The 11703-nt window shown below is 55.5% G+C and carries 12 protein-coding genes; 2 read left to right on the top strand and 10 right to left on the bottom strand.

The genetic code is table 11. The features are described from left to right. Positions 1 to 11: 11 nt before the first annotated feature. The 6 genes from QWJ10_RS07000 to QWJ10_RS06975 form a co-directional block, all read right to left on the bottom strand. On the bottom strand, positions 12 to 1061 hold the full coding sequence (locus tag QWJ10_RS07000; RefSeq protein ID WP_019365785.1) for an AI-2E family transporter: 1050 nt from the start codon (positions 1059 to 1061) through the stop codon (positions 12 to 14). Positions 1062 to 1169: 108 nt separating this feature from the next. After that, positions 1170 to 2843 (bottom strand): methyl-accepting chemotaxis protein, encoded by a 1674-nt coding sequence (locus QWJ10_RS06995; protein ID WP_289925076.1) that lies wholly within the window; start codon positions 2841 to 2843, stop codon positions 1170 to 1172. Between the two features lie 91 nt (positions 2844 to 2934). Beyond that, the gene (locus tag QWJ10_RS06990) at positions 2935 to 4272 is read right to left on the bottom strand and encodes a sensor histidine kinase (RefSeq protein ID WP_289925002.1); all 1338 of its coding nucleotides are present in this window, start codon (positions 4270 to 4272) and stop codon (positions 2935 to 2937) included. Beyond that, positions 4269 to 4934 carry a response regulator transcription factor gene (locus QWJ10_RS06985; RefSeq protein ID WP_010794918.1) on the bottom strand — a complete coding sequence of 222 codons (666 nt, stop codon included), beginning with the start codon at positions 4932 to 4934 and terminating at the stop codon, positions 4269 to 4271. Before QWJ10_RS06985 ends, QWJ10_RS06990 begins: the two co-directional genes overlap by 4 nt. After that, on the bottom strand, positions 4934 to 5230 hold the full coding sequence (locus QWJ10_RS06980; RefSeq protein ID WP_074824392.1) for a PepSY domain-containing protein: 297 nt from the start codon (positions 5228 to 5230) through the stop codon (positions 4934 to 4936). The genes QWJ10_RS06985 and QWJ10_RS06980 overlap by 1 nt, the downstream gene beginning before the upstream one ends. A 17-nt stretch (positions 5231 to 5247) precedes the next feature. After that, a complete protein-coding gene (locus tag QWJ10_RS06975) occupies positions 5248 to 5556 on the bottom strand; it encodes a PepSY domain-containing protein (RefSeq protein ID WP_019365781.1) in 309 nt (102 codons plus the stop codon). A 173-nt stretch (positions 5557 to 5729) separates the two neighbouring features. On the opposite strand from QWJ10_RS06975, the gene QWJ10_RS06970 reads away from it, so the two are divergent. After that, positions 5730 to 6812 carry a patatin-like phospholipase family protein gene (locus QWJ10_RS06970; protein ID WP_289924998.1) on the top strand — a complete coding sequence of 361 codons (1083 nt, stop codon included), beginning with the start codon at positions 5730 to 5732 and terminating at the stop codon, positions 6810 to 6812. A gap of 62 nt (positions 6813 to 6874) precedes the next feature. Next, positions 6875 to 7984 carry a DNA topoisomerase IB gene (locus QWJ10_RS06965; RefSeq protein ID WP_185749680.1) on the top strand — a complete coding sequence of 370 codons (1110 nt, stop codon included), beginning with the start codon at positions 6875 to 6877 and terminating at the stop codon, positions 7982 to 7984. Between the two features lie 16 nt (positions 7985 to 8000). On the opposite strand, the gene prmB is transcribed toward QWJ10_RS06965, so the two are convergent. From prmB to QWJ10_RS06945, 4 genes are all read right to left on the bottom strand, one after another. Next, positions 8001 to 8909: a 50S ribosomal protein L3 N(5)-glutamine methyltransferase gene (gene prmB, locus QWJ10_RS06960; RefSeq protein ID WP_289924991.1), complete on the bottom strand. Its 909-nt coding sequence runs from the start codon at positions 8907 to 8909 to the stop codon at positions 8001 to 8003. 73 nt (positions 8910 to 8982) lie between these two features. Beyond that, the gene (locus tag QWJ10_RS06955) at positions 8983 to 9846 is read right to left on the bottom strand and encodes a rhomboid family intramembrane serine protease (RefSeq protein ID WP_122042196.1); all 864 of its coding nucleotides are present in this window, start codon (positions 9844 to 9846) and stop codon (positions 8983 to 8985) included. Further along, complete coding sequence (locus QWJ10_RS06950; RefSeq protein WP_289924986.1) at positions 9843 to 10814, bottom strand: metallophosphoesterase; 972 nt, start codon at positions 10812 to 10814, stop codon at positions 9843 to 9845. Before QWJ10_RS06950 ends, QWJ10_RS06955 begins: the two co-directional genes overlap by 4 nt. Next, the gene (locus QWJ10_RS06945; protein ID WP_010794926.1) at positions 10814 to 11698 is read right to left on the bottom strand and encodes an NAD(+) kinase; all 885 of its coding nucleotides are present in this window, start codon (positions 11696 to 11698) and stop codon (positions 10814 to 10816) included. Before QWJ10_RS06945 ends, QWJ10_RS06950 begins: the two co-directional genes overlap by 1 nt. Between the last annotated feature and the right edge of the window lie 5 nt (positions 11699 to 11703).

Here is an 11703-nt window from a genome sequence, read left to right as displayed (position 1 = left end):
GGGCTTTTTTTTTATTCCTCCTCACGGTGCATGAAGAGGTCCCATACCGACATAAAGAGCGCCGCCACCAATGGGCCAATGACAAACCCGTTGAGACCAAACAGTGCCATTCCGCCTAGTGTGGAAATCAGTACCACGTAGTCGGGTAGCTTGGTGTCCTTGCCCACCAAGATAGGACGCAGAATGTTATCCACCAGACCGATGACAATAACGCCGAACAGGATCAGTACAACCCCTTGCCATATCGAGCCTGTCAGAAGGAAGTAAACCGCAACCGGCCCCCAGATCAGCCCAGCGCCTACCGCTGGCAACAAAGACAGGAACGCCATTATCACGCCCCAGAGGACGGCAGCCTCGACGCCGAGTACCCCCAGGATGAAGCCTCCCAGAGCGCCCTGAACAATCGCTACAATAATGTTGCCCTTGACAGTGGCCCGGATAACAGCCGTGAACTTGCGTAGCAGGCTGCGCTTGTGAATCTCGCTCAAGGGAATGGCTTTGCGGATCAGCCCTACGAGGTATTGCCCGTCTCGAAGCAGGAAAAACAGCAGGTACAGCATGATGCCAAAGCTGATGACCAACTGAAACGTCCCCTGCCCTACCAACAAGGCCCTGCTTGCCAATGCCTGACTACCTTGGGCAACGCTTTGCGTCAGGCGCTCGCGAATACTTTCTGGGTCAGTGATATCGAATCGGTGCAGTACACTTTTGATACCGTTCGGTAGTGCCTGCCACATGTGCTGAAAATATTCGCCGAAATTCAGCTGGCCGCTGTTGATTCGCTGATACAGCGCACTGCCTTCCTGAACAAGAGAAATACTAATCGCCGTGACCGGCAGAATCACGATGAGTAAACAAACACCCAAGCTGCTCAGCGCGGCAAGGTTTTTACGATTGTTGTAGCGCCTGAGAAACCAGCGCTGCATAGGGGCGAAAATAATTGCCAGGATCGCTCCCCAAAAAACCGCGCCGTAATAGGGCAACAGAATCCAGGCAAATGCGATCGAGACAATAATCAGAAGAAAGATAAATGTTCTATTTTCAAGTCGCGTGCTTTTCATCAGGGTTCCAAAGTCCATTCAAGAGCAACGAGCGTCGCTTTTGGTTAGAACACTGGATACCACGCACTTGTTCCTGAGGGCTCAGCCAGAGCCCTCAGGAATGTCGATTTAAACGCGGAACTGCTTGACCAGGCCGTGGAGGCGATCCCCTAGCGAGACTAGCCCCTGGGTAGTGGTCGCACTCTGCTCAGCCCCTGCCGTCATGGTTTCAACCGCGCCAGCAATCTCGTGGACGCTACGGTTGATTTCCTCGGAGACCGCCGTCTGCTCTTCGGCTGCACTGGCTATCTGGGCGTTCATGGCATTAATCGTACCGATCAGCTGGCTGATGGTATCGAGCGAGGCGCCTGCCTGACTGGCCTGGACAGTCGTACTTTCACCTGCCGCACCAGAGCGACGCATCGACTCAACCGCCTTTTGCGTACCCTGTTGCAGGCGATCGATCATTCCCTGGATCTCCTGGGTACTTTGCTGAGTACGGCTTGCCAGGGCACGAACTTCGTCGGCCACGACCGCAAAACCACGACCCGCCTCACCAGCCCGAGCCGCCTCGATAGCAGCGTTCAAGGCCAGCAGGTTGGTTTGCTCGGCAATGGAACGGATAACATCCAGTACGCTGACAATAGACTGTACGTCCTGCTGCAGACTGTCGAGCGACATGCCGCTGTCACGCACTTCATCGACCAGAGAATGGATGCCTGCCACACTACCCTCAACCACACGCTTGGCTACACGCCCTTGCTCATCGGTCTCACGGGCAGCTTCTGCCGCTTGCTGGGCACTTTGCGCCACTTCATGAGCCGCTGCGGACATCTCGTTGATAGCCGTGGCAACCTGATCGGTTTCGCTACGCTGGCGCTGCATGGCCTGCTCGGTACGACGAGCCTGGGCAGCCACCTCATCCAACAAACCGGTAAGCTGCTGAGTGATGTCGATTACCTGCTGTACGGTTCCATGAATTTTGCCGACGAATCGATTGAACGAGCCAGCAAGCCGGCCCAACTCGTCGTTACTCTGCACCGGCAGTCGACGTGTCAGATCGCCTTCGCCATCAGCAATGTCATCAAGGTTTGCACGCATGAGCTCAAGCGGACGCAACACTCGCATGGCAAATAGATGAGCCGCAATGGCGATGATGACCAGCACTACCATCGAGACGCCGATGATAGATAACAGCTGCGTCAGGGTCTGCGCACGTACATCGGCCTCGATCTTGCCCAGCCGCTCCTCAATGCCATCCAGGTTGATGGCAGAGCCCAGGACCAGGTCCCACTTGGGCAAGTACTCGGTATAGCTCAACTTGGGAACCAAGGTAGTTTTGCCAGGCAATGTAGAGGAATAGCGGACATAATGAGTGCCATCCTTACCTGCACGGACCAGCTCCTTGTTCAGGTAAACGCCGTTCGGATCCTTGTTATCACGAAAGCTCTTGCCTATGCCTTCAGCGTCGTTTCCCTTGAAAAGGCGGATGACGTTTGAGTCATAGCCAAACATATAGCCATCTTTGCCATAGGTGATGCCAGACAAAATCCTGATTGCCTCGGCGCGGGCCGCCTGATCACCGTCGGCTGAAGCATCGTAGAGCGGCTTGACCGCTGTCAGGGCAACCTGCACGTAATTCTTCAGGGTTACGTTGCTTTGCTCCATCAAGCGATCACGCGTTGTCTGTATATCGCGCTCGGCTTTATTGCTCAGCATCACATAGGAAATACCGCTGATGATCAGGGTAGTAATCACAACAGGTAGGAGCGCCAGCAGGAGCACCTTGGCTTTTAAACTCATCACTGAGACCTCTTAGGTTGTTATCTAAGTAGGTTTTCGGCCAAGCGAAACGAAAATGAAGGTCGATCGATAGTGCTCTATCCGTATGGTCTCAATCACCGGGAGCAGATCGGGAGGCTCGGAGCGGCAGCCGGACCAAAACTTTCAGCCCGCCCAGGGAACTGCTTTCCAGACTGAGCGTACCTGCGCAACTGTCCACAATGTCACGCGCAATACCAAGGCCCAGGCCATGTCCCATGACTCGCTCATCCAGACGCGCACCTCGCTCGAGAATATCCTGCCTGGATTCAGGCGCGATACCTGGCCCATCATCATCAATACTGATCTCATAACAGGCATCTTTCTTCAGTACCGTCAGCTCTACCTGGCTGCTCGCCCATTTACAGGCGTTATCCAACAGCGTACCCAGCAATTCAAGCAGGTCTTCGCGATCCCAGGGCAGTTTCAAACCGGAAGGCACATGACAGGAGATCGTCAGGTCGTTGTCATGGATCTGCTTGAGCATGGCGCAGAGCGAAGGCAATTCAGCCTCGCAGTCCAGATAGACACCGGGAAGCTGGTCACCGGCCAGGCGAGCACGGCGCAACTCCCGCTCAAGACGCTGCTGGATCTGCTCAAGCTGATCGCGCAGGATGTTCTGCAGTTCAGGATGCGCACTCAGTTCTTGCCGCTCCGCAAGGCTTACCAGCACGGCCAGAGGCGTTTTCAATGCATGCCCCAGATTACCGATGCCATGGCGGGCACGCTTGAGATTATCCTCGGTATGACGCAGCAGATGATTGATCTGCTCCACCAGCAGCTCAAGCTCTTGGGGAACCTGCGTATCCAGCTGGCTGCGCTGCCCCTGTTGCAGTTGAGCCACTTGTTGCCGGACCCGTTCAAGTGGATTTAAGGCGCGCCTTACCGTAATCCGTTGTAGAAAAAGGATTACGATTAACGCAACCAGCCCAATACCTGCACCTATACGCAGCATTCGACTGAAACTGGTCAGGAGCGGGTTGTAATCCTGTGCAACGACAATGCTGAGCTTTTGCCCCAACCGCTGATAATCCGCGCGATAGACCAGGAGGCGCTGATCTCCGGGGCCATTGACGAGATGTCCGGTCAGCCCTACGTGCGTAGGTCTCTCAAGCACATGATCCCAGAGCGACCGGGAGCGCCAGCGAGGTTCTCCTATGTCGATCTCGAAATAACGTCCGGAAAATGGCCGTTGATAGGCGGGATTAAGGCGCTGCTCATCCAGCTGCAGCCCGTTTGGCCCCCGCGCAATAGCCACCAGGAGGTTTTCGCTCTCTGTCTGAAGTCCGCTTCCCAGATAATCCCGTAGCGCCGTATCAACCAGCCAGCGTGCGCCCAGTATCAATAAAAGTCCGGATATCAGCAGAGCGGAGGCCAAGCCAATGCTCAGTCGCTGCTGAATGGACTTCATGCAGATTTCCCGAAGCGGTAGCCCTGTCCTCGCCGTGTCTCGATAATATCGCGCCCCAATTTACGCCTGAGATGGTTCACGTGCACCTCGATGACATTGGAGTCACGCTCGCTTTCACCGTCGTAGAGATGTTCACCCAAATGACTTTTGGACAGGATCTGCCCTGCATGCAACATGAAATACCGCAGCAGCCTGAACTCTGCGGCGGTCAGCTCGATGCTTTCATCCCCGCGATTAACACATTGCCGTGACTCATCCAGACTCAGACCGGAAGCCTGCAATGTCGGCTGATTCACCAGCCCGCGGGCACGCCGCAATAATCCTTGAATCCGCAAGGAAAGCTCTTCAGGGTGGAACGGCTTGGTCAGGTAATCATCGGCGCCAGCCTTGAGCCCATCGATACGCTCGGCCCAACCACTGCGCGCCGTTAGAATCAGTACCGGCGTAGAAAGTCCCTGCGTGCGCCACTCCCTTAGCACATCCAGCCCAGAACGCCCCGGCAGTCCCAGATCAAGTACGATAAGGTCATAAGGTTCGACTGCCCCCTGGTATGCCGCATCACGGCCATCAGCCAGCCAGTCTACGGCATAGCCTTGTCGTGTCAGGCTGGCCATTAACTCATCCGCCAGGGGAACACTGTCCTCTACCAACAACAGACGCATCAGTCGTCTACCTCGTCCTTCAAAATCGTACCGTCAGTGGCGCTGATTTCCAGCTCGCGCACAACGCCCTTGTCTACCAGAAACTCGATCTCATAGACATAAACACCATCTTCCTCCTCAAGCTCCGCCTCCAGCAATGTTGCCTTTGGATAGCGCGCATAAGCCTGGTTGATAAGCTGCTCAAGAGGACGAATTCTTCCTTCCTGACGAAGCCGCAACGCCTCATCCTGGTCAAGGTCGCGAGCGATTGAAAGCCCGCTGGCTGACAGCAATGTCAATACCAGCAGGCCTTTCATCATGCTGCTACCCAGGCTCAATCGTCCTGTACATCCTTGAGCACTTCGCCCGTTGCGGCATCGAGTTCCAGATCCCATGTCACACCTTTCTGGTCACGTAACTCAACCTGATAGATATAGCGGCCATATTCTTCTTCCAGCTCAGTGTCGTGAGTCGTCGAGCCAGGATGCTTGGCGATAGCCGCCTTGTTCAATACGTCGAAGGATTTGATGGTACCTGCATCACGCAGCTTGAGCGCTTCGTCAGGTCCCAGGTCGCGGGCTTGGGCCGCACCGGCCAGAGCGGTCAGGCTGGCAGCGGCAATCAATGTAGTCAGTGCTTTCATGCATATGTCCTCACGGGTTATTCAGTGAGTTCACCTTAACGAGGCAGCCTTAATTCAGCCTTAATCTCATTTTGGAACTACATGGTCAGCCCAACGGTCTTTCGCAATCAATGTTATACCTGCTCCGCATCGCGGCGGTGCGTTTGTATACTGGCTGTCCGTATGGAGTCTTCATGACAGCTATTCACATCAAATCTCCTTCCCTCATTATCCGCGCGGGCACGCAGGCGCTGGCGAATATTCGCCAACAGGGCCTGTCACCTGCAGACGTAGGTATTATCCCGGGCGCAGCAGGCGGCCCGAAAGCACTAGGCTTGCAAGGGCTAGACATCGCGCTGTTTGGTGAATGGCTGCCTCGCTCACCACGGGTGCGCGCATTGGTTGGCGCATCCATTGGGGCCTGGCGCTCCGCATGTGTCTGCCTACCGGACCCGGCAGGCTCATTACGCCGGCTGGGCGACCTTTATACCGGATTGCATTTTCCCAAAGGTATTGGAATCAGGCAGATCAGTCAGATTTGCGAAAGCATGCTGGATGAACTGCTGGGAGGGCGTGACGAGGCGATTCTGACCGCCCCAGGCTATCGCCTGAACATCATGATTGTTCAGGCATTGGGCCCTCTGGCCAGTGACCAGCGCCGAACATTAAGCCTTGGCCTGGGCGCTGTGATCCGCGACAACCTGATAGCACGGTCTCGTCTGATTCGCCATTTCAGCCGTATCGTGGCCCATGATTTGCGCCAGGCGCCGCCGCTGGATGAACTGAATGATTTCCCAACGCAGTACCATGCGCTTCGCCCCGACAACCTTCGCCAGTCGCTGCTGGCGTCAGGCTCCATTCCACTGGTCATGGAGGGCGTAACAGATATCCCTGGCTTTGGCTCCGGTACTTACCGTGACGGGGGACTGCTCGATTACCATCTGGATCTTCCCTATCGCGGGAATGACATTGTGCTCTATCCACATTTTATCGATCGCATCATTCCTGGGTGGTTCGACAAGGGCATCTTCTGGCGCAAGGCCAATACACATAACCTGCGAAATGTGGTGCTACTGGCACCCTCACGGTCTTACCTTGAGCGGCTACCTGGTCGAAAGCTTCCCGACCGCAAAGATTTCACCCGTTATGCAACCGACCCTGCCACACGGCAACGTCACTGGCATACAGCGATGGCGGAAAGCCAGCGACTGGGTGATGAGTTTCTGGAGCTTGCCGAAAGCGGCCGGTTAAAAGATCAGATATTGCCTCTCGTCTAGAGCGACGAACCGGCTACTGGCCCTGCGGTCTTCATAGAAAGCAGTCCACAGCCGGTGTTTTCATGTCAGAGAGTGCCTCATTTATTCCCCCGACCGCCGAGGGTACGCTGCCCGCCCCTGGAGACGAGCGCGACGATACAGGTACAGCCCTGTGCCCCCCGCTACCCTCGGACCTTCACTATGTGGATGACACGCAGCCGGGCCTGCGGCGAAAAAAGCTGCGCGGGAAATTTATCTACCTGGATGCCCAAGGCGAACGTATTCGCGATCAGGCTGAAATTGACCGCATCAACAAACTGGCCATTCCACCCGCCTATACGGATGTCTGGATCTGTGCCGATCCTTGTGGCCATTTACAGGCAACGGGGCGGGACGCCCGAGGACGCAAGCAATACCGATATCATCCACGTTGGCGCGAAATCAGAGACACTGACAAATACGAACGGATGCTGGAGTTCGGCAATGCCCTTCCCAAACTGCGCAAGCGGATAGAAGAGCATCTGGCGCAACGCAAGCTGAACCGGGAAAAGGTCATGGCGACCGTTATCAGCCTGCTGGACGCCACCTTGATTCGCGTAGGCAATCAGCAATATGCCAAAAGCAATAAATCGTACGGCCTGACAACCCTGCGTAACCGACATGCAGACGTTACCGGCAATACGATTCGCTTTCACTTCCGCGGCAAAAGCGGCGTCGAGCACAACATCAAGCTGACAGACCCGAGGCTTGCACGTACCGTCAAGCGCTGCCTTGAGCTACCCGGCCAACACTTGTTTCAGTATCTGGATGAAGATGGCGATCGGCATACGGTCACCTCGTCAGACGTAAACGCCTACCTGCACGAACTCAGTGGTGCCGATTTTACTGCCAAGGATTACCGCACCTGGGCAGGCAGCGCCTTGGCTCTGTCTACTCTCAAGTCACTGCGCTACGAAACTCAAACTGAAGCCAAAAAGCACCTTCAGGAGATGGTCAAGCAAGTATCCAGTACGCTGGGCAACACACCGGCAGTATGCCGCAAGTGTTATATCCACCCGGGCGTCATGGATGCATTTATGGCTGGCGAACTCGGCTCGCTACCCAAGCCGCGCAAACGCAAGGGACTTCGCGAAGAGGAAGTCACCCTGCTCATGTTTTTAGAGCGCCTGGTCGAGAAGACGCAGGCAGCTTAGGTACTCGAGCCGCCTACTAGAGGCGGCTCTGGAACAGCGGTTGATGCTCCTGGCACTGCCTGGCGGAAAGCAGAAAGACCCCGTGACCGCCCCGCTCGAACTCGAGCCACGTAAAGTCGACTTCGGGATAAAGCGCTTCGACGTGTACCTGACTATTGCCCACCTCAACGATCAACGTGCCGGTGTCAGTGAGGTGATCCGCGGCTTCAGCCAACATTCGGCGCACCAGATCCAGCCCGTCTGAGCCACAGGCAAGGCCCATTTCCGGCTCGTGGTGATATTCAGCCGGCATATCGGCAAAATCTTCTGCGTCCACATAAGGTGGATTTGACACGATCAGGTCGAAACGCTGCCCTGGCAGTCCAGCAAACCCATCCCCTTGCACGGTATAAACCCGGTCTTCAAGGTCATGCCGCTCTATGTTCTGCCAGGCGACCTCCAATGCATCAAAGGAAAGATCGGCCAACGCGACTTCTGCATTAGGGAACGCATAAGCACAGGCAATACCAATGCATCCCGAGCCGGTACAGAGGTCTAGGATTCGAGCAGGCTCATGGGGTAGCCAAGGCACAAAGCGGGCATCAATCAATTCAGCAATCGGTGACCGTGGCACCAACACACGTTCATCAACCATAAACGGCAGCCCACAAAACCAGGCTTCGCCTAACAAATAAGCCGTCGGAATGCGCTCCTGAATCCGTCGGTGAAGCAGGACGCTCAAGTCGTAGCGCTCATCATCTTCCAACCGGCAATCCAGGTAGCTGTCAGACATTTCCCAAGGCAGATGCAAGGCGCCTAACACCAGCTGCCTGGCTTCATCCCACGCATTGTCGGTGCCATGGCCAAAATAAAGCCCTTCGGCGTGGAAGCGGCTCACCGCCCAACGGATATAGTCACGAAGAGTGCGTAAACGGGATTCGGTCATCTAGGGCTCCTTTTCAGCGGCATAGTGTAGCCTTGCAGCTCTGCCCACGAAACGTCAGATGCACTCGTCCAGTCTAGCGGCGCGTCCTGGCAATCAGGCCACCCAGAACGCCCGTTACACAGCCGGCCAGCAGACCTCCTACATGAGCGCCATTAGCAATGGCACCAAAGCCAAGCACATCAATGGCGCCGGTCAGGCATATACCCAGCCAGGCAAGCATCATGATGACAACGCCCTTTGGCATTCGATACGCTGGGGTGGGTGCCAACAGCTGGAATAACCAGCAATGGCCCAGCAGGCCATAGAGCACACCTGACAATCCGCCAAACAGTGCCGGGCCACTCCACCAGTACTGCACAAGGTTGGCTGCCAGTGAAAAGAGGACGGTTAACGCCAATAGCATCCACCCCTTTTGACGAAACTCAATGCGGCGCCCCAGCTCCCAATACCACAGGGAATTCATGGCCAGATGCAAAACGCCAAAATGCAGAAACATGGGTGAAACAAACCGCCACCACTGATTTTGTTCAAGGGTATAGGAGACGGGATAGAACTCGATGTACGTATCGTAAAGCCGAAAGTCCAGAAAAGTAAGCCAGCGAACAACCTCATAACGATCGCCCAACAAGGTAATCGCAGCCACGACCAGTGTGATGAGCAGGACGCCTGCAGTTACAGGACTTGCCCGTAGCTGCTCCTTGAAGCCAGGCCGAGTTACAGTAGGCCGAACATCAGAGATCTCACCGGCCGCGTCCCCCTGCGGATAGCGTGCATACAGGTTACGCACCTCGTCTACCAGTCCCGGATCATTAACCCACACCACTTGTGCATCGCGTTCTTCAGTCACTCGGTGAGGAATATGCAGACGACGGAGTAATTGCGTAAACCCTAGCAGGTCCGTTTCGAGTCCTACACGTAACGCAGGCTGTGCATTCATTCCGCCCCTCCTGTTGACGGCACATCGACCCAGACGAATTTCTTTGGATCCAGACGATGCTCCTCATCCAGCCGATACGCCACCAGCTTTCCGTTGTTCACGGCACTGTAATCCAGACAGGCGAGATTAGGCCGTATCGGTTCAGGATGACCGTCGAGCCAGTAATGCCCTACAAACAGCAGCGGCTCATCGATGCCATAACACATCAAGCTGGACTTCTCGGTTTCACTTAGCCGCTCGCAGGCCACATCATCCGGCAAACCATCTGGCTGAAAGACAATATCGCCGTATGTTTGCGGGTCTTCCTCCCAGAATTTGGTTCGGAACCGACCGCGTGTGAAGCCATCACGCCCCGTCATTTTCATGCCGTTGGGCAGCGGCAGGGAAACGCCATTGAGCAGCCGAGAGCAGGCGCGATTAGCCAGGCTCCCCGGAATGGCCGACTGCTGAATGAATCGCTCATCGATATACCCACCCGGATAGACCTCATCAATGGCAGCAATCAGGGGCGAATCCCAATAGGCATGTACCAGCCTGAAACGTCCGGCATCGATATACAAGGGCAACTCATACAGCCATCTGAGAAAGTCATTCCACTCCGCAGAATGGTGATCGAACTGCACCAAGGTCGTCTGGATCACCCGCTCGTAACGAGAGGTATGCTCACGAACGTATCGCTTGTGACTTTCTGGCGGCGCTGGCGTGTGCCAGCTCAAGGCATTGATTTCATGGTTACCCAGCAGGCACATTGCCTGGCCTGCCTCCACCATGTCACGAATGCAGTGCAGTGACTCTCGCACATGAGGCCCACGATCAAGGATGTCTCCTAGAAAGAGCGCCATCCTTCGCGGATGCTGCCAGACACCGTTGTGTCGGCGATAGCCCATTTGGTCCAGCAAACGTTCAAGCACATGAGCGCAGCCGTGAATATCGCCTATCAGGTCATAGCCACGATCAGGGTCAAGCATCAATCATTCCCCAGACGGCTGCTCCAGCCGAGCTTCGTCCGGCAAACCTCGTAATAGTTATGATCCAGTGGGTGGATGAGTCGCAGTTTGTGCGGCTTTTTCTGGATGGTTACGACGTCACCAGGCGCGCAATTAAGATGATTCTGTCCATCACATGAGACCTGCGGATAGATCTGCATGTTCGGCGAGACCACGATTTTCAGCTCGCTGTCGCCACTGACTACAATGGGGCGGCTGGACAAGGTATGTGGGTACATCGGCACGATGACAATCGCATCCAGTTTGGGATGCATGATGGGCCCTCCGGCTGACAGCGAGTAGGCTGTCGAGCCTGTGGGTGTCGCGACGATAAGCCCATCGGCCTTCTGAGCGCAGACGAACTTGCCATCGATATGCAGGGCAAACTCGATCATGCGGGTCGATTTGCCCGGATGCAGGACAACATCATTCAGAGCATCGGCCTGACCAATCGTTTCTCCCTCACGGCAGACAAAAGCATCCAGAAGAAAACGTGTCTCGACGATATACTGCCCCTCAAGCACCTCGGCTACCTTGGTCTCAAGCTCATCCGGGCGAATATCGGTCAGAAAACCCAGATTGCCACGGTTGATACCCAGAACAGGTACACGCGGGCGCGCCAGTACACGTGCCGCCCCCAGCAGACTGCCATCGCCTCCTACCACAATAACCAGATCGCAGACCTCGCCCATGGTTTTGCGTGAGCAGGTTTCCAGGCCGTGACCGGGCATGACCTCGGCGATAATGTCTTCTAAGATCACATGCAGGCGCCGCGCCAATAAGAATGTTTTGAGCCGGCGAATGGTATCCAGCACTTGAGTGCTGCCCAGACGGCCGATAATGCCGATTTTCTGAAAAGAGTCCATACGCG

The organism is Pseudomonas sp. WAC2, from assembly GCF_030403525.1.
Taxonomy (GTDB): domain Bacteria; phylum Pseudomonadota; class Gammaproteobacteria; order Pseudomonadales; family Pseudomonadaceae; genus Chryseomonas; species Chryseomonas luteola.
This window is presented reverse-complemented; position numbering and strand designations above follow the sequence as displayed.